Below are 19,480 nucleotides of genomic sequence, written 5' to 3'. Positions count from 1 at the left end.
AATAACCGATGCCCCTTGCACCGCACACAAGATGCCGGCGATGAGGGGCACGCAGGGAGATTGCCATTGGGTGCCTATATTCTGCGCCGGATTCTGTTGATGATTCCGACGCTGCTCGGAATCCTGTTGCTGAATTTTCTGATCGTCCAGGCCGCCCCAGGTGGCCCGATCGAACAACTGATGTCCCGTCTGGACGGCATGAGTGCCGGTGCCAGCACCCGTCTCAACAGTGGCGGCGGTGATGGTGTCACCAGCGGTGGCGGTGGAGGAGCTGCCTCGACCTATCGCGGCGCGTCAGGGGTCGACCCGGCCTTGATCGAGGAGCTGGAGCAGCAGTTCGGCTTCGACAAGCCGGTCTGGGAGCGCTTCACCGACATGGTCGTCGATTACGCGCAGTTCGATTTCGGCGACAGCTTCTTCCGTGATCGCCCGGTGATCGACCTGATGCTGGAGCGCCTGCCGGTCTCCATCTCGCTGGGGCTATGGACCACGCTGCTGGTCTATCTGGTCTCGATCCCGCTGGGTATCCGCAAGGCGCTGGTGCATGGCTCGCGCTTCGACATCTGGACCTCCGGCGTCGTCATCGTCGGCTACGCCATTCCGGGCTTTCTGTTCGCGATCCTGTTGATCGTGGTATTCGCCGGCGGCAGCTATCTGGACTGGTTCCCGCTCAGGGGGCTGACCTCGCCGGACTTCGAGGAGCTGTCTACCGCCGGCAAGATTCTGGATTACTTCCATCACATCGCCCTGCCCGTGCTGGCCTCGGCCATCGGCAGCTTCGCGACCCTGACGATGCTGACCAAGAACAGCTTCCTGGACGAGATCCACAAGCAATACGTCCTGACGGCACGCGCCAAGGGAGCCAGCGAGAACCGTATTCTCTACGGGCATGTCTTCCGCAACGCCATGCTGATCATCATCGCCGGGCTGCCCGCGGCGCTGGTCGGCATCTTCTTCACCGGCTCGCTGCTGATCGAGGTGATCTTCTCCCTCGACGGGCTGGGGCTGCTCGGCTTCGAGGCTGTCCTGCAGCGCGACTACCCGCTGATCTTCGGCACCCTGTATCTCTATACCCTGATCGGTCTGATCCTGAAGCTGGTTTCTGATCTGATGTATGTGTGGATCGACCCGCGCATCGACTTCGCGACACGGGAGGCCTGACATGCGTCACGAGACAACAGTTCACGAAACGTCGGCTCATGAAACGTCGGTTCATGAAACACAGCTTCACGAGACACCCGCTCAAGACGCAAACGACGGCAGTCAGCAGCCACTGCAACGTCCGCGCGCCTCACGCCTGTCGCCCATCACCCGACGGCGCATGGCGGCCTTTCGTGACAACCGTCGCGCCTGGTGGTCTCTGCTGATCTTCGGCGTGCTGTTCGTGCTCTCACTGGGGGCCGAGCTGATCGCCAATGACCGCCCACTGCTGGTCGAGTATCAGGGCGAGACCTACCTGCCGATGCTGCACGAGTATCCGGAGACCACCTTCGGCGGCTTCCTGCCCACCGCCACCGACTATCGCGACCCCTATGTGATCGAGGCCATCGAGGCGCAGGGCTTCATGCTCAACACCCTGATTCCCTACTCCTACGACACCCTGGATCTGAATCTGGGCTCTCCGGCGCCGTCGGCCCCCAATGGCCGTCATTGGCTGGGCACCGATGATCAGGGCCGTGACGTGCTGGCGCGCGTCATCTATGGCTTCCGGCTGTCGGTAATCTTCGCGCTGGTACTGACGGCGGGCTCGCTGGTGCTGGGGGTGGTGATCGGTGGCCTGCAGGGTTACTTCGGCGGCAAGGTCGACCTGATCGGTCAGCGTCTGATCGAGGTATGGTCCGGCCTGCCGGTGCTGTTTCTGTTGATCATTCTCGCCAGCATCGTCGAGCCGAACCTGTGGTGGTTGACCGGTATCATGATGCTGTTCTCGTGGCTGGGCATCGTCGATATCGTGCGCGCCGAATTCCTGCGCGCACGCAATCTGGAATACGTGCGCGCCGCCCGAGCCATGGGCCTGCCTTCCCGCCTGATCATGTGGCGTCATGTGCTGCCCAACGCGATGGTCGCCACCCTGACCTTCATCCCCTTCCTGTTCACGGGGGCCATTACCACCCTGACCGCACTGGATTTCCTCGGCTTCGGCCTGCCGGCCGGTTCCCCCTCGCTGGGCGAGCTGGTCGCCCAGGGCAAGAACAACCTGCAGGCACCGTGGCTTGGCATGACCGCCTTCCTGAGCCTCGGCATCATGCTGACGCTATTGGTCTTCATCGGCGAAGGGCTACGCGATGCCTTCGACCCACGTCATATCAGTGCCCGGGAGCAGAACGCATGAGTCATCCCTCTTCGCCTGCGGACAATATCGGCACCGCTGCCAGCGTGCTGAGACTCGACGACCTCTGCATCCGCTTCGGCCAGACAGCCGTCGTCAAGCATCTCTGCCTTGAGGTCAGACGGGGAGAATGCCTGGCCATCGTCGGCGAGTCCGGATCGGGCAAGTCCGTCAGCCTGTTGGCGAGTCTCGGCCTGCTGCCGGGCCACGCCCATGTCACCGGGCAGCGCGAATTCACGCGGCCGGATGGCAAGACGCTGGATCTGGCCGCCCTGACGCCACGCCAATGGCAGCGGGTGCGTGGTGGTCAGATCGGCTTCGTATTCCAGGAGCCGATGACCTCGCTCAACCCATTGATGCGTGTCGGCGAACAGATCAGTGAAAGCCTGCGCCTCCAGCAGGGACTGCGCGGCAATGCCGCCCGCCAGCGCGTGTTGGAACTGCTCTGCCAGGTACAGCTGCCGCGTCCCGATGAGTTGATCGACGCCTGGCCGCACCAGCTCTCCGGCGGGCAACGCCAGCGCGTGATGATCGCCATGGCGATGGCCAATCAGCCACCGCTGTTGATCGCCGATGAACCGACCACGGCGCTGGATGTCACCGTGCAGCAGGAAATACTCCAGCTGCTGGACCGCCTGCGTCGCGATCAGGGCATGGCGATGGTCCTGATCAGCCATGACCTCAATCTGGTGCGCCGTCACGCTGATCGCGTGATCGTGATGCGCGACGGGGAGTGCATCGAGCAGGGGCGCGTCAACGAGGTATTCGTTTCGCCGCAGGCCGATTACACCCGCCAGCTGCTGGCCGCCGAACCCGAAGGACTCGCCAGCGACTTGAGTGCCGAAGACGCCGCGACACCGGTTCTCACCGCGCGCAAGCTGGAGGTGCGCTTCGCGCGCAGCAGGAAGCTTTTCCAGAAGCGCCCCGTGGACTTCGTCGCCGTTCATCCGCTGGATCTGACGCTGGCGCGCGGCGAGACGCTCGGCGTGGTCGGGGAATCGGGTTCCGGCAAGACCACACTCGCTCTGGCACTCTTGAAGTTGCAGGCCGCCAAGGGCGAGATCCGCCTCGAGAACGAACGCATCGATATGCTGGATCGCAATGCGCTGCGACTGCGTCGCCGTCAGATGCAGATCGTTTTCCAGGATCCATACGGCTCACTGTCGCCACGCATGCCGGTGGCGGACATCATCAGTGAAGGTCTGCGCTTTCATCACCCAACGCTCAGCGAGGACGAGGTTCACCAGCGGGTGGCGCAGGTGCTGGAGGAAGTCGAACTGCCCTCGGCGTGTGCCGATCGCTACCCCCACGAGTTCTCCGGCGGTCAACGTCAGCGGATTGCCCTGGCGCGCGCCCTGATCCTCGAGCCCAGACTGCTGGTGCTCGATGAACCTACCTCGGCACTGGACCGCAGCGTGCAGAAACAGCTGATTGCTCTGCTGCGTGAACTACAGACACGCCGAGGCCTGAGCTATCTGTTCATCAGTCATGACCTGGCAGTGGTTCGCGCGCTATCCCATCGGGTGATGGTGTTGCGTGAAGGACGTCTGGTGGAGACGGGCACGACGGCAGAAGTGCTCGGCAACCCTCGCGAAGACTATACGCGTGCCCTGATACAGGCCGCGGGTCTTGGCTGACACGCTCTGTCATGGCCTGACCAGAGCCGATTGGCCTGGCTGACCTGGGCTGCCCTGCTCTGCCATAGCATGCCGATCGCCCTGCTCGGGCAGCCACAGATGATGAGCTGGGCGTTGGCGTATTGCAGTCAGTGCACCCTTGCGTTGCAAGACGCACGTTTTGTCGATTGCAAATAATAAAGGTTCTCAATATGATCCAGTGAGATGCGGGCCGACCATCGAGAGACCGTGTAATGACTTCCCGCCCTCTCCCGAGCGGCCCCACGCACTGCCGTTCTGCGCGCACTGCATAACAACAGACCGATCAAGGGAACCATATGACTGCCTCTTTTCGTTTTGCCTCACGCAAGCCGTTGGCAGCTGCCATCGCATTGTCAGCCTCCATGTTCACCGGTGCCGCTCTGGCAGAGCATCATGGCGCCGCACATGACAAGGCGCTGACGGCCGAAGCTGTCGTCGCCCAGTACGCCAACGTCGCGCATGCCACCTACAGCGATGCCCTGGCCAGTGCCAATGCCCTGCGCGCCGCCAATGCCGCGCTGATCGAATCTCCGTCCGAAGAGACGCTTGCCGCGGCACGTGCCGCCTGGAAGCAGGCGCGCGTCGCCTACCAGCAGAGTGAAGTCTTCCGCTTCGGCAATGCCATCGTCGATGACTGGGAAGGTCAGCTGAACGCCTGGCCGCTGGATGAAGGGCTGATCGATTACGTCGAAGGCGACGGCTATCAGGCCGAGCTGGGCAACCCGGGTGCCAGCGCCAACATCATCGCCAGCGACAGCGTGCAGATCGGTGCCGACAAGATCGACACCACCGAGATCACCCCGGAGCTGCTGGCGTCCCTCAACGAGCTGGGCGGTTTCGAGGCCAACGTGGCCAGCGGCTACCATGCCATCGAATTCCTGCTCTGGGGTCAGGACATGCACGGCTTTGAGGCCGGTGCCGGCGAGCGCCCGGCGACCGACTTCGCCAAGGGCGATGCCTGCACCGCCGACAACTGTGACCGTCGCGGCGCCTACCTGCTGGCCGCCAACGACCTGCTGATCAGCGACCTGGAATACATGGTCGGCCAGTGGGCACAGGGTGAGAAGGACAACTACCGCGCGGAACTGACCTCGCTGCCGGCCGGTGAAGGCCTCGAGAAGATGCTGTTCGGCATGGGCTCCCTGTCACTGGGTGAGCTGGCTGGTGAGCGCATGAAGGTCGCGCTGGAAGCCAACTCCTATGAAGACGAGCATGACTGCTTCTCCGACAACACTCACTACTCGCACTTCTACAATGCCAAGGGCATCCAGAACGTCTACGAAGGCAAGTACGTGACCCTGGACGGTCGCACCTTCGAAGGCCCGTCACTGCATGCACTCGTCGCCCAGAATGACCCGGAACTGGCCGAGAAGATGCACGAGGCACTGGACACCACCATGGGCCAGCTGCAGGTGATGGTCGACACGGCAGAAGCCGACGCCGGAATGAAGTTTGACCAGATGATCGCCCCGGGCAATGCCGAAGGCGCCGAGATCATCAATGCCAGCATTCAGGATCTGGTCGCCCAGACCCGCCTGATCGAAGAAATTGCCGGCACCGTCGGTATCGATGGCCTGGAAGCCGATACGGCAGACCACGAATTCTGATCAACTGCTCCACATTGCCAAGCGTGAATTGGCTGAAGACCCCAAGCTGCCTCGCCTCGCGCTGATATCCTCGCCCGAACCTCTCTCACGACAGGTTCGGGCGTTGATGGTTCTTGCGCCAGCTTTTCATGCGCGTCTGCCGATAGAGTCCTGAGAGAAAGCTCTTCGAGCAGCCTGACCGCGCAAGCCGAGAAAACCCTGTATGCCAATATTGCACCACGACATGAAGCTGCGTCCCTCCCTGACCCGCTCCCTGCCGCTTGCCATCGCCCTGGCGTGTCTGCCTGCTCAGTCAGCATCGGCAGATCAAGCCAAGCCCACGGCAGATTCCGCGATGACAGTGATGAGCTATCTGTCTTCCCTGCCCTTGCAGGACACCGACAGAAGCGGCGGTGAAGGCAGCGTACGCAAGCACGACACCAACGCCTATTCGCTGCCGGCCAAGAACCTGAGCTTCGATCAGCGCCTGTCCTTCAGTGTCGGCAACAGCTTCTTCAAGAGCCCCTGGGTGATCGCGCCCGCCAGCACCACCGCGCGCGATGGCCTTGGCCCGCTGTTCAACACCAACGCCTGCCAGAACTGCCACGTCAAGGATGGTCGCGGCAGCCTGCCGGCCGAAGGCGATCCCTCGGTGGGCCTTTTCCTGCGTCTGGGGCTGCCGGACAGTCACGAGGACAGCTGGAGCGATGAGGAGCGCGAATTCCGGCGTATCGCCGGGGTGATGCCGCATCCTGTCTATGGCACCCAGCTGCAGAATGCCGCCGTGCCCGGCATCGAGCGCGAAGGCCGCATGCAGGTGGATTACGAGGACGTGACGGTGACCCTGGCGGACGGGGAAGTGATCGCGTTGCGCAAGCCGCGCTATTCCATCGTCGAACCCGGCTTCGGTGACCCGGGCGCCATCGCGCTCTCCCCACGTCTCGCCCCCGGCATGGTGGGGCTGGGGCTGCTCGAGGCGGTCAGCGACGAGACCTTGCTCGAGTGGGCCGACCCGCAGGATGCGGATGGCGACGGCATCAGCGGGCGCGCCAATACTGTCTGGTCACTCGCCGAGCAACGCGAGGTCATGGGGCGTTTCGGCTGGAAGGCCGGCCAGCCCGATGTGCGACAGCAGAGCGCCAAGGCCTTCGCCGGCGACATGGGGCTGACCTCCAATCTGGTCAGCTCCACCGACTGCACCCCGCGTCAGAAGTGCGAGACATTGCCCGATGGGGGGGAGATCGAGGTCGACGACAACGTGATGGACAACGTGGCCTTCTACTCGCGCAATCTGGCCGTGCCCACCCGACGTGATATCGATGACCCGACGGTGCGCCAAGGCGAGCAACTGTTCCGCGAGCTTGAATGCGCCAGCTGCCACCGCCCACGCCTGACCACCCGGTCCGGCGGCGTGGCAGAGCAACTGGCCGAGCAGACGATCTGGCCCTACAGCGACATGCTGCTGCATGACATGGGCGAAGGACTGGCGGATGATCGCCGCGAATTCGAGGCCAGCGGTCAGGAGTGGCGCACACCGCCCCTGTGGGGCATCGGCCTGGCTCAGACGGTCAACCCTGCCACGGGCTTCTTGCATGATGGCCGTGCACGTACCCTGCTCGAGGCCGTGCTCTGGCATGGCGGCGAAGCCCAGCCAAGCCGCGACGCCGTCGTGGCCCTGCCGATTGACCAGCGTGAAGCCCTGTTGCGCTTCCTCGAGACTCTCTGACAAGGAATACCCGTTCATGTCCCGCGACACCTTCACCCATGCCGCAACCCCGATGAAACCTGCCCAGCGCAAGACCTCGCCCCTGGCCCTGATGGCCTGTGGCATGACATTGATGGGCGTCACACTATTCGCGACGAGCACACTGGCGGCGACGGACTCCATTGCCGCCGACACGGACGTCCCCGGCGCAGGCACCAGCGCAGAGGCCGTCAGCCAGTTTGCCGCTGACACGCTGAGCGAGGCACACCAGCAACTTGCCAGCCGCCTGCAACAGCTCGCGCAGCATACTCAGGCGTTCTGCTCCGCCAAGGGCGACACCACCCTCGAGACCCTCAAGCAGGACTGGCGCAGCGCCATGCTGGGGCTGAATCAGGTCAACTGGGTGGAAATGGGCCCGATCCTGCAGAACTCCCGTCAATGGCAGCTGTATTTCTGGCCGGACAAGAAGGATCTGGTCGCGCGCAAGACCCGTGCCCTGCTCGCCGGTGATGCCCCGATCACGGTCGAGAGTCTTGCGGAGCAATCCATCGTCATGCAGGGCCTGGGCAGCGTGGAGTATCAGCTGTTCGATGCCCGCTATGCCAACTCGCCTCTGACTGCCGACTCGCGTCGTTGCGAGTTGATGACAGCCAACACTGCCTACGCCGCCAATACCGGCAAGACGCTGCATGATGAGTGGCAGCAGTTCGCGCCGCAGCTGGCTGAAGGCACTGGTGCCTTCAGCGATCCGCGTGACGCCGTGCTTTCCCTGGTACGCGCGATGACCGTCCAGCTTGAGGCCATCAAGGACCGCAAGCTTCGTCGCCCGATCGGGCTCGACAACGGTGGCACGGCCAATCCCTATGCGGCTGAGTCCTGGCGTGGCGGAATGGGGCTTGCCAACATCGGGGCGACGCTTGCGATGATGGAGACGCTCTGGCTCGGCAATGACGAGGTCGCAGGCATTCATGGCTATCTGAATCAGCAGGTCGATCCGCGCATGGTGGCCTCCACCACCGGCGACTTTGCCGACGCGCGTGACGCCTTCGCGACTCTGCCGACGGATCTGGCCGCCCTGTTGCGCGATGATCCGCGCAATGGCGAACTGCAACAGGCCATGATCCATATCGAGACCCTGCAGGCTGGCTTCGCTGACACGCTCAACCCGGCTCTCGGGCTCTCTCTGGGCTTCAACAGTACCGATGGTGATTGATTCCGGAGTGCAGCACGTGATCAAGACAGGACACAGCATGCTGGATACCCATGCTGCGCAGGCGCGTCAGCGCCGTCGGCTGATCAAGGCGTTGGCCTGCACGCCACTGATGAGCCTGCCCAGCGGCGTGGCCGTGGCGGGCGGCAACAATGCCGCCAGCGCCCAGGGGCGGAAGCCACTCGGGGTAGCCATCTCGGCATGTGATGATGACACGGGGCAGCACTTTGCCAGCTGCACCAGCTATCAGGGAGTGGAGCGCTGGCGCCAGCCGATACGCCAGCGCGCCCACGGTGCCACTCGTCACCCTTACAAGCCGTGGGCATTGATCTTCTCACGGCGTCCAGGGACGGAAATCAACATCTTCCACCTGGATAGCGGTGAGCGGATCGCACGCATAGAGGCCGCACCAGACCGCCACTTCTATGGGCACGGCGTGTTCAGCCCGGACGGTGGTCTGCTCTACACCACCGAGAATGCCATCGCGCCCGGAGAAGGCCGCATCGGCATCTACGACGTGAATCGCGACTTCACGCGAATCGGCGAGTTCGCCAGTGGCGGGATCGGCCCGCACGAGATTCGCCTGCACCCGGATGGTCAGCAGCTGATCATCGCCAATGGCGGAATTCTCACGCGCCCGGAGACCGGTCGCGTGAAGCTCAATCTGGACACGATGCAGCCCAACCTGACGTTGCTGGACCGCGTATCTGGCGAGATTCGCTGGCAAGGCGAACCCTCCCATCACCAGCTGTCATTGCGCCACCTGGACGTCAGCCGCGAGGGCGTAATCGTCGCGGGCTATCAGTACCAGGGCCCCGCGGCGGACCACCACCCGCTGGTGGTGGTGAAGCACCCCAGCAGTGACCTCTTGCAGGAGCTGCCGTTGCCACAGGAATACGTCCCGCAGTTCAAGCAGTACATCGCGAGCATCGCCATCGCCCCTGAGGGCCACCTGGCCGTGGCGACCGCCCCACGCGGCAATCTGATCACGCTTTGGAGCCTCGAGACCGGCGAGCTTGAGACGACACTGGACTTCGCTGACTGTGCCGGGGTGCTGGCGGTGCCGGCGACGCAGGAGACCCCCGCAGGATTCGTGGTCAGCAATGGACGCGGGGAATGGCTGTTGATCGATGAGGATGGCCTGCCGGCACTGGGGCCGGTGCACCTGGCCAATACCCACTGGGACAATCATCTGGCGTTGATGTAGGACGTTACCGGGGACAACAGCACCCCATGGCGGGAAGGAAGGTGATACCCGGCCAGACACGACAACGCCCCGTAGGCTGCTGCCTGCGGGGCGTTGTCGTTCAAAAGGACTGACGCAAGGACGCAAGGAATCAGAAGCGATAGCTCAGACTGCCGATGATGCTGCGGGATTCCCCGTAGTAGCACCAGTAGCTGCAGCTGGCGACATATTCCTTGTCGGCGAGGTTGCTGACATTGATCTGAGCGCTCAGCTCGCGCGTGAAGTCATACCCCACCATCGCATCGAACAGCAGATAGTCCGACACGGTGGTATCCCCATCCACCGATTCACCGACATAACGGGCCCCCGCACCCAGACGCAGCCCATCCAGGGCGCCACTCTCGAAGGCGTAATCCAGCCAGCTGGAAGCCTGGTGGCGCGGTATCAGCGGCGCACGCACATCGTCTTCCAGGCGTGCATCGGTATAGGTATAGGCCGAGGTCAGCTTGAGGTGGTCCGTCAGGTAACCGACCATTTCCAGCTCGAAGCCACGCGACTGACGCTCGCCCTCCTGCACCTGTACACCGCCGGTGGTGACCAGCGTATTGTCTTCGGTGAGGTCAAAGACAGCCGCCGTCACGTAGCCATCCCAGCCGGCGGGCTGATACTTGGCGCCCAGCTCCCACTGGCGACCTTCGCGAGGCTCGTAGAGAGAGCCACCATCATCGGTCGCACTGATCGGCTCGAAGGATTCGGTATAGCTCAGATAGGGATTGAGGCCGAAGTCACTCAGGTACATCACCCCACCTGACCAGCTGATCTCGTCATCATCGGAGCGCTCACGAACCCCTGTTGTCCGATTGACGTTCTCGGTCTCGGCCTGGTCGTAGCGAACCCCGGCCAGCAATACCCACTTGTCGTCGATGCGCAGCTGATCCTGCACATAGAGGCCGATCTGTTCCTTGTCGATATCGCGCCGCGTGATCTGGTCATCGCTCAAGGCGGTGTAATTGCCATATTGCGGGTCAAACAGATCGATTGGATCGCCGAAGGCATAGTCATCCGCTTCCTTGCCCGACAGGCTCAGATTCTGATAATCCACGCCCAGCAACAAGGTGTTCTCGGTGCGCTCGCCATACCACTTGCCGATGGCACGGTTGTCGACGGTATAGCTGTCGATGGTGCCCTCGCGGTACAGAAGCCCGCGCTGGCCTTCTCGCGCCGAGGACTGGTAGAGGATGTAGCTGCTGATCAGGTCGAGATCCAGCTGGCTATAACGGAAATCCTGCTCCAGCGCCCAGGTGTCGTTCAGCTGGTGGCGCAGCTCATAGCCCAGGGAGGTCTGGGTACGCTCATCCTTGTCATACCCCGGCTCGCTGTAGTTGGTCTGCGGGTCCACCTTGCCGAACGGCGTATCGTCCACGGTGCCATAGGCCAGCTTGAAGGCATTGGTGGGCACGCCATCATCCTTCTGGAGGCTGGCGAGCAGCGTCAGCTGGGTGGCATCCGAGATGTCCCAGGTCAGGCTCGGCGCGAAGTAGTAGCGCTCGTTCTCGGTGTGATCGAGATCACCATCACGTTCGCGGTACAACCCAACCAGACGATAGCGAACGTCACCGTCATCACTCAGATACCCACTGGTATCCAGCCCTGTCTGGCGCAGACCGCGATTGCCGACCTGAATCTGAATCTCGCTCTGCGGCTCATCGGTGGGGCGCTTGCTGATGGCGTTGATCAATCCGCCGGGAGGCGCCTCCCCGTAAAGGATGGAAGAAGGCCCCTTGAACAGATCGACGCGCTCCAGCCCCCAGGTCTCCGGCAACCACTGATAGAAGCCTTCACGGTAGATGCGCAGGCCATCCTGATAGGTGGATTGATCAAAGCCTCGCACCTTGAACCAGTCGGTATTGTTGTCCGACCCATAATGGCCAGACAGGACGCCGGCACGGTAACGGAAGGTTTCATCGAGCTGCTGGACGTTGCGCGTGTCGAGCTCTTCGCGATTGACCGTCGAGACCGGACGCGGCGTCTCCACGAGCGGCGCATCGACTTTCAGTGCCGTGCCAACCACGACCATGGTGTCACCGGTCTCGTCGGCCAGCACGCTGGCGGAGTGTGACAGGAGCCCTGCCGCGATGCAGAGCCGTATGGCATGCGACAGAGGGGCGAGTGCCGGCCGGACAGTTATCTGCCGTGATGTTGGATATCTGGACATGTCGTGTTCCCTTGCAACGATTGTTGTGTGGTCAACTCCCGTCTCGTGGCGTCTCTTGCTGGCACGCTGATGTCGAATACGGAATGGAATCAGGATGATTCGTATTTCACCTTCATTGATCATGATGACCCGCCATTGCATGGAGATCCTGCCTGCAAGCTCGAGAATGGCACGTCTGACCGACTGCAACACTCCGAGGAGCGGTTCACTTTGCAGCTGGGCATCATCCCTGACGAATCACATGAGACCGCCTCCGGGGCTCACGTCCTGCCACTGCCTGTCTAGTGATATCGGAGAAATGGGCGGCCTTGGGATCCCGCGGCTGCCCCCACCGCCAGCCCGGACAGGTTGTTTCAGGCTTCATCCAGGCGCGCGACGGCATCCTGACTGATGCGATCACGCTGATCCCCGGACAACTCCTGCAGCTTGCCGGCGCGCATCTCGAACAATCTGTCTGCCTGCTCGAAATAATGATCATCGTGACTGATGGCGAAGACCGTCTTGCCCATCTCGCGCAGACGCGGCAACAGATCACGATAGAAGATACGACGGAACTGCGGGTCCTGGTCCGCCGCCCATTCATCCAGCAGCAGGATGTCACGACACTCGGCCACGGCCATCAACAGCGCCAGTCGCTTGCGCTGCCCTTGAGACAGCTCCGTATTGACGATGCGATTTCCGTCCAGCATCAGCTTCTCTCGCATCTGCAGATAGTCCATCCACTGTGCGATGAGTGCCGGGTCCGCCGGCTCGCCGGTCGGGCCCAGCAGATGATCGAACTGATGAAAATCGGTGAAGACCGCCGAGAACTGCTGACGCCAGCCTTCACGCTCATGCGCCTGAATCGGGTGCCCATCGCGCAGAAGTGAGCCTGAGGTCGGCTGATAGAGACCGGTCAAGAGCTTGGCCAGAGTCGACTTGCCACTGCCGTTACCGCCGATCAGAAACACCAGCTCACCGCGCCTGAGGGTGAGATCCAGCGGACCGACCGAGAAGGCCTGTTGATTGTCCTGCTCTGCGCTCCGCTCGATATCTTCGTGACTGCCATAGCGAAAGCAGACATTGTGCAAACTCAAAGTCTGCCAATCAGAACCGGCCGACGTGCCTGTGGCGGACTCATGACCCTGCGGAAGTGCATCTTGAGGAGACGCGAAATCGGCGTTGACCGGTGCCAATGCCAGCTTGCGCAGCTTGGCGAAGGCCACATCCGCCCCCAGCAGAGTCGGCAATGCGCCTACTGCCTGTATCAAGGGGGTGCGCAGGAAGAGAAGCGTCAGCGAAAAGGTCGCGGCGACCTCACCACTGGCCCATCCCAGGCCATTGGCCAGATAGAAGACGATGCCGATGGCACCCAGCATCATGATGTTGGAGAAGTTGACGGCACTCAGGTGGTAGGTATCGGCGCGCACGACGTGGTGACGATACTCGCGAGCATTGACATTGTAGCGGGTGTCGAAATAGTCACGCGCACGGGGTCGATTGAGCGCCAGCTCCTTGCGTCCATCGATGACAGCCTCGTAGTCGGCGTAAAGACGACTCTCAGCTTCCCGCACCTCGGCCAGGTGGCGATAGACTCGCGTAACCAGCCAGCTGCCCCCCATGATGGTGAAGGTCACCCAGATGGCAGTGACCAGCATCATGCCGGGGGATAGCCAGCCAAGATAGAACACGGCCCCCAGGGTCAGCACGATGCCCTGCACCAGTTCCGGCAGGCGCACGAACCCCAGGGTGATGTTGCGGATGTCACTGGACAGACTCGCCAGCAGATTGGCACTGCCCAGCTGCTCGAGCCGTTCGATATCGGTATCGAGAATCTGCTTGACCAGACGCCCGCGCAGTCCGTGCACGAAATGATGCCCCAGCGTCGTCAACGCCAGCTGCGCCCCCAGCGTGATCGCCAGCAACAGCAGAATCAGCCCAAGAAACTCCGGAAGCACCCCGACATGGGCCGCAAGCTCTTCATCAAGGGGGACGATGGCAGAATGCGCGATGAGTCGCTGGTTGATATAGGCAATGACACCGATACCCAATCCCGCGCTCGCAAGACTGAGAAGCATCACGCCAACAAAGGACCAGCGATAATGGGCAAGAACCACTTTCAGTAACGTCACACCTGCTCCCGGGCACCATGGCGATCAGACCGCCATCACATGACAACTGCGCAGGCCTGATGGCTGCACCGAGAGAGGATCTTACGGCGAACATATATTAATGCAAGAAATAATGAGAAAGATTATCACTACGTAAAAAGTGTCACCACAGCGTCATCTGACGATCCAGCAGGCGATCGAAATCATCCCCCACGAACGGCAGGATACCATCAGCGACGGGCTTGAGCTGGCGACTCAGGTAATGCTCGACATCGATGGACGAGCGCAGATATTCGACGGGTTCCGGGCCGGAGGTGGTCATCACATAGCGAATCCAGCCGCCACGCTGGTAGCGTAACGGCAGGCCCCGCCGTCGGTTCTCGTCATCCGCCAGGCGCGCCGCACGTACATGGGGCGGCACGTTGCGCTGATAATCGTCGAGTTTGCGTCGCAGTCGCTTGCGATAGATCAAGGCCTCGATATCCGTGGTGTCCGCCGCGCCATGGGCATGGCGTTGCAGGTAATCCTGCACGTAGCCTTTCAGATACTCCTGATAGGGACTGCCTTCGAAGATGCGACGATAGAGCCCCTGCTGGAAGGCCTTGGCCAGCGGCGTCCAGTCGGAGCGCACCGACTCCAGTCCCTTGAACACCAGCTCGCCATCCTGCCCTTCCTCGGCCTGTCTGATACCCGCATAACGCTTCTTGCTACCCTCCTCGGCCCCGCGAATGGTCGGCATCACGAAACGCTGATAATGGGTCTCGAACTGAAGTTCCAATGCACTCGCGAGATTCAGCGTCTCCTTGAGATGCTGTCGCCACCAGTCCGTGACATGGGCTGCCAGTTCGCGGCCGATCTCAGCGGCTTTCTCCTCGTCATGCGCCCTGCCAAGCCACACGAAGGTGGAATCGGTGTCGCCATAGATGACGGTGTAGCCGCGCGCCTCGATCAATTCCACCGTCTGCTGGATGATCTGATGGCCACGCCGTGTGATCGAGGACGCCAACCGTGGGTCGAAGAAACGACAGCCGCGTGACCCCAGCACGCCATAGAAGGCATTCATGATGATCTTGAGTGCCTGGGCCAGCGGCGCATCGCCCGCCGCACGTGCAACGTCCCGCGCCTGCCAGATATCCGCGACGATGGCCGGCAGGCAATGCCGGTCCCGCGAGAACTGCGCGCCGAGAAAGCCGGGGACGGAATCTTCAGAGGTCACGTTCGACTCACGCAGACCTTCGATCAGCCCAAGCGGGTCGATCAGAAACGTCCGGATGATGGAGGGGTACAGGCTCTTGAAATCCAGCACCAGCACCGAGTCATAGAGGCCGGGCCGGGAATCCATCACGAAGCCGCCGGGACTGTCCTCCCCCACCACATCTCCCAGATTGGGCGCGACCTTGCCGAGGCGATGCAGGCGCGGCAGGTACAGGTGGGTAAAGGCAGCCACCGAACCACCGCTGCGATCGGCCTCAAGCCCGGTGACACTGGCCCGTGCGAGCAGAAACTCCATCAGTCGCGTCTTCGCGAAGATGCGCGTGACCAGCTCGCAATCCTTGAGGTTGTAGCGCGCCAGAGACGGTTTGTCCTCGGCGAACATGCGCAGTATCTCGTCCAGCCGACCATAGGGGTCCTCGATGGCCTTGCCTTCCTGCAACAGCTCACGCGAGACGTTCTCGAGGCTGAACGACTCGAAATGCCAGAAGGCTGACTTGAGCGCCTCGATTCCGTCCACCACCCAGCGCCCGGCGATCCCGGCAAAGAAGTGCTCGGCCTGGCGAGGATGAGAGCGCCACTGCATCACGCTGGCGTCACGCCCCAGTCGCAGCGGCAGGCCTTCGGCCTCTGACAGCCGCACCAGCATGCGCAGATCGAACTGGATGACGTTCCAGCCGATGATGACATCAGGATCATGCCTTGCGACCCAGTCCAGCAGGCATTGCAGCAACTCACGCCGACTGACGCGGTACTCCAGCGAGAAATAGCGGCTGGCGCTTTCCTCGCCATTGGGGGGGCCCAGCATGTACACCTGACGCTGACCGCAACCCTCGAGTGCGATGGAATACAGATTGCCCCGCGCATCAGTCTCGATATCCAGCGATGCCCATCGCAGTGGTGGCCGATAGCCCTCCAGCGGAGCCAGCCGTGCATTCCTCACGCTGCCATCAGGCTGGCGCTCGCCGCGTGCCGTGACGCCTGCCGTGATGAAACGCTCCATCAGGTAGCGGTCCGTCGGGCGAATATCCGCTTCGTAGACGTCGACGCCAATCGCCTTCAAACGACGCGCCAGCTGACCCAGGGTGCGATATTCACGGCAGTAGAGCCCCACTACCGGGCGATGGTGGAAGTCTTCCAATGCCAGCGGACGCAGCTCGGCGCCGGCCTCAAAATTCACCAGTGTCTGAGCCAGCACCTGCTGTTCGGCGGGCAGGAAAGCGACGACTTCCTGCGGTGCACATTCGACACGTACGGCGCCTTCGTCGCTGCGGATCCAGAAGCTGATCACCACCCCCTCGGGCGTGTCCCGCCAATGACGTGTCAGCACGAAGCCATGAAGTTCAACAGGAGCGTGGCGGGAATCTTCGGATGCGGCCTCTGGCACTGCATTACCTTTACGTTGAATATACGAATGCCGGGCAGGATGAGAGCAAGACGCGCCTGCATCCTCATACGATAATATGAATTCTGTATCGTACAACATCCGGCGTGAAGCCTGAGCTTGACGACGGAAATACCGAGCTTTCCCGGCGACAGGATGGATGTCTGCGGCAAGGAATGCCTCTCCCGAGATAGCGGCACCCATAAGGAGCCTGCGTCATGCAACGCTTTGAGATGATTCAAACCCTGCTGGGCCAGATGCTGGGCCAGATCGACGACATCATCTTGCTTGCAGATGATCAGCGCCACATCACCTACCTGAATGACAGCGCAGTGAAGGCATTCGGCTACCCGCGTGAAGCGTTGATCGGCAAGCAGACACGTGTGCTGTATGCCTCCAGTGATGAATTCGAGCGCCAGGGGCAGAGACGCTTTCGTGTCGATGCCCAGCCCGCCAAGGAAGGCCGGGTCATCCGCTACCGACGCCAGGATGGTACCTACTTCTATGGGGAGACGCTCGGCGGCCCCATCAAGGACCCCACCAGCGACAACATCTTCATGTTCGGGCTGATCCGCGATGTTTCACGCCGTGTGACGGCGGAACACACCCTGCACAGCCTGCACGCCATCACCTCATCACGTGAACTCAACTTCAATGCGCGCATCGATGAGCTGCTGAAACTGGGCTGTGCCCATTTCGGCCTGCCAATCGGTATCTTCAGCCGCATCCAGGGCGGCGAATACGTCGTCCAGCGCGCCTGCCACCCGGAAGACCTGCTGGAACCGGGGCTGAGCTTCTCGCTCAGCGATACCTATTGCGATCACGTCTACAAGGCCGACAGCGTCCAGGCGTTTCACCATGTCGCCAGCAGCGAGATACGCAATCATCCCTGCTACGCCAATTTCAATCTTGAAGCCTATATCGGGGCGCCAGTGATCGTGGATGGCGAGCGTTATGGGACCTTCAATTTCTCGAGCCCGGACCCGGTCGACCCCTTTACCCCACAGGATATCGAACTGGTGCGCCTGATTGCGCTCTGGGCAGGACATGAGGTCGCACGCGCCAATGACTTCACAGCCTTGCAAGAAGCGCATCAGGCACTCGAGAAGATCGCGATCACTGACCCGTTGACCGGCCTCTACAACCGGCGTCATGCCCAGCAGATACTGGATGAGCGCATCGCGGCTCTGGCCACCGCCGAGGTTGATCACCCCCTATGCGTGGCACTGCTGGATTTCGACCATTTCAAGAAGATCAATGACAATCATGGCCATGACGCCGGTGATCTTGCATTGCAGCAATTGAGCGTTCTCGCCGATGAGCTCCTGCTGCCCGGCGATACCCTTGCCAGATGGGGTGGCGAGGAATTCCTGGCGATTCTGCCTGACTCGCTGCTCTGCGACTCAGCCACTCGCATCAACCTCCTTCGACAACGCATGAAGGACAGTGTCGTGGAGTACGAGGGCCAACGTCTGCCCCTGTCGTTGAGCATCGGGATGACCTGCCTGGAACCCGATGACAGCGCCACACGTGAGCAGTTGGTCGCCCGCGCCGATGAAGCCATGTACGCGGCCAAGAAGGCGGGGAGAAACTGCCTCAAGATGCTGTAACTTACCGAATTGACCTTGCATCGTCCGTCCTGTCTGCCCTGATCAGGGTCGCCAAGCAGGACGGACATTCTTGCCGGGGCCCTCGCCTCACGCCATCGCCTCCTCGCGCTCAGTTAGCGAACACGCTAAGGTCAGGCCCAACCCCTTCTGTCGATCCACCCGACACCGTCGTTGCCTATCCTCATGTCTTCACACGATTCCAGCGCTGTCCCACCCGGTGCGTCCTACGCCTTCGGCCTACCGGAAGACGGCGTGTTGTCTGACCAGCCCACCAGCATTGCGCCATTGACCGCCACTCTTGCCTCGCCTGCCCCCACTGACCGTCACCAACTCGGAATCTTCCTGCTGCCGGGCTTCGCGATGGTTGCGCTCTTCTCGATGATCGAGCCACTGCGCATCGCCAATCGACTGCGCGGAACACGCCTATATCAGTGGACACTCGCAAGCCAGGATGGCGCGCCGGTCAAGGCCTCCAACGGCATGGTACTGCCGGTGGATACTGCACGTGATGAGCTCACCGCAGTGGACAAACTGGTGGTGTGCACCAGCTTTGCCCCGGAAGCCTATCTGGAAGACCGCACCTTGCGCTGGCTGCAGGAGCGCTCCCAAAGCGGCTGCCAGCTCGGCGGCGTGGATACCGGCTGCTTCGTGCTGGCGCGTGCCGGCCTGCTCACCGGCAAGACGGTGACGCTGCACTGGGAGAGCCTGCCGGAATTCAGCCAGCGCTTCGATGAGGTGGACGCCGTGGAGTCACTGTATGAAATCAGTGACGATGGCTTCTTCTGCGCCGGCGGAAGCGCCCCGCTGGACATGAGCCTGGAGCTGATTCGCCGCCAGCATGGTCAGACGCTCTATCAGGCAGTACGCGAACAGCTGATTCTCGATCAGGGTCGCCTGCCGGCCAGCCGCCAGCGCGGCATCAGTCAGCAGACGGCCGATCTGGCTGACCCGCTGCTCAGGCGTGCGATCACGCGCATGGAGAACACCCTGGAGGCCCCGCTCAGCATCGAGGCACTCGCCGAAGAGCTCGGCCTCTCATGGCGCCAGCTGGAACGCCGCTTCCAGCAAGGGCTCGGCTGCACGCCTCGCGCCTATCATGGGGAGCGTCGCCTGCTGCATGCACGCAGCCTGCTTCACGATACCCGCCATGGCGTCACCGATATCGCCCTGGCCTGCGGTTTCACCTCGCATTCGAGTTTCACCCGCGCCTTTCGCCGTCGCTTCGGCATTACCCCGACCCAGGCACGCCGCCAGCCACCACGTCCTCTGGGGTGATCCACACCCGATACCCGCAA

12 protein-coding genes are annotated in these 19,480 nt (G+C 62.0%); 9 read left to right on the top strand and 3 right to left on the bottom strand.

The window, feature by feature from the left end; translation table 11 throughout:
* Window positions 1–66: 66 nt before the first annotated feature.
* The 7 genes from QQF40_RS11085 (at window position 67) to QQF40_RS11055 (ending at window position 9,695) form a co-directional block, all read left to right on the top strand.
* The gene (locus QQF40_RS11085) at window positions 67–1,161 is read left to right on the top strand and encodes a microcin C ABC transporter permease YejB (protein ID WP_213114706.1); all 1,095 of its coding nucleotides are present in this window, start codon (window positions 67–69) and stop codon (window positions 1,159–1,161) included.
* Window positions 1,162–1,273: 112 nt separating this feature from the next.
* Entirely contained in the window at window positions 1,274–2,332 is a 1,059-nt protein-coding gene (locus tag QQF40_RS11080) for an ABC transporter permease (protein ID WP_285461406.1), read from the top strand.
* Complete coding sequence (locus QQF40_RS11075) at window positions 2,329–3,966, top strand: ABC transporter ATP-binding protein (protein WP_285461356.1); 1,638 nt, start codon at window positions 2,329–2,331, stop codon at window positions 3,964–3,966. The genes QQF40_RS11080 and QQF40_RS11075 overlap by 4 nt, the downstream gene beginning before the upstream one ends.
* 317 nt (window positions 3,967–4,283) lie before the next feature.
* On the top strand, window positions 4,284–5,594 hold the full coding sequence (locus tag QQF40_RS11070; RefSeq protein WP_285461355.1) for an imelysin family protein: 1,311 nt from the start codon (window positions 4,284–4,286) through the stop codon (window positions 5,592–5,594).
* A 202-nt stretch (window positions 5,595–5,796) separates the two neighbouring features.
* Window positions 5,797–7,299 (top strand): di-heme oxidoreductase family protein, encoded by a 1,503-nt coding sequence (locus QQF40_RS11065; RefSeq protein WP_285461354.1) that lies wholly within the window; start codon window positions 5,797–5,799, stop codon window positions 7,297–7,299.
* A 16-nt stretch (window positions 7,300–7,315) separates the two neighbouring features.
* Window positions 7,316–8,491 carry an imelysin family protein gene (locus QQF40_RS11060; RefSeq protein ID WP_285461353.1) on the top strand — a complete coding sequence of 392 codons (1,176 nt, stop codon included), beginning with the start codon at window positions 7,316–7,318 and terminating at the stop codon, window positions 8,489–8,491.
* Window positions 8,492–8,528: 37 nt separating this feature from the next.
* Window positions 8,529–9,695, top strand: a complete 1,167-nt coding sequence (locus tag QQF40_RS11055) for a DUF1513 domain-containing protein (RefSeq protein WP_285461351.1) — start codon at window positions 8,529–8,531, stop codon at window positions 9,693–9,695.
* A 130-nt stretch (window positions 9,696–9,825) separates the two neighbouring features.
* On the opposite strand, the gene QQF40_RS11050 is transcribed toward QQF40_RS11055, so the two are convergent.
* From QQF40_RS11050 to QQF40_RS11040, 3 genes are all read right to left on the bottom strand, one after another.
* The gene (locus QQF40_RS11050; RefSeq protein ID WP_285461350.1) at window positions 9,826–11,889 is read right to left on the bottom strand and encodes a TonB-dependent siderophore receptor; all 2,064 of its coding nucleotides are present in this window, start codon (window positions 11,887–11,889) and stop codon (window positions 9,826–9,828) included.
* Window positions 11,890–12,242: 353 nt separating this feature from the next.
* Window positions 12,243–14,000 (bottom strand): multidrug ABC transporter permease/ATP-binding protein, encoded by a 1,758-nt coding sequence (locus tag QQF40_RS11045; RefSeq protein WP_285461349.1) that lies wholly within the window; start codon window positions 13,998–14,000, stop codon window positions 12,243–12,245.
* Window positions 14,001–14,142: 142 nt separating this feature from the next.
* The gene (locus QQF40_RS11040; RefSeq protein WP_285461348.1) at window positions 14,143–16,578 is read right to left on the bottom strand and encodes a DNA polymerase II; all 2,436 of its coding nucleotides are present in this window, start codon (window positions 16,576–16,578) and stop codon (window positions 14,143–14,145) included.
* A 215-nt stretch (window positions 16,579–16,793) separates the two neighbouring features.
* Here QQF40_RS11040 and QQF40_RS11035 point away from each other — a divergent pair, with 215 nt between their 5' ends.
* Together QQF40_RS11035 and QQF40_RS11030 are read left to right on the top strand one after the other, a co-directional pair.
* Complete coding sequence (locus tag QQF40_RS11035; protein ID WP_285461347.1) at window positions 16,794–18,185, top strand: bifunctional diguanylate cyclase/phosphodiesterase; 1,392 nt, start codon at window positions 16,794–16,796, stop codon at window positions 18,183–18,185.
* 183 nt (window positions 18,186–18,368) lie between these two features.
* On the top strand, window positions 18,369–19,460 hold the full coding sequence (locus QQF40_RS11030) for a GlxA family transcriptional regulator (RefSeq protein WP_285461346.1): 1,092 nt from the start codon (window positions 18,369–18,371) through the stop codon (window positions 19,458–19,460).
* Window positions 19,461–19,480 lie beyond the last annotated feature (20 nt).

This window comes from Cobetia sp. LC6, from assembly GCF_030264805.1.
Lineage (GTDB): Bacteria > Pseudomonadota > Gammaproteobacteria > Pseudomonadales > Halomonadaceae > Cobetia.
The sequence above is the reverse complement of the archived record's forward strand: the minus strand, read 5'-3'. Positions and strand labels throughout refer to the sequence as shown.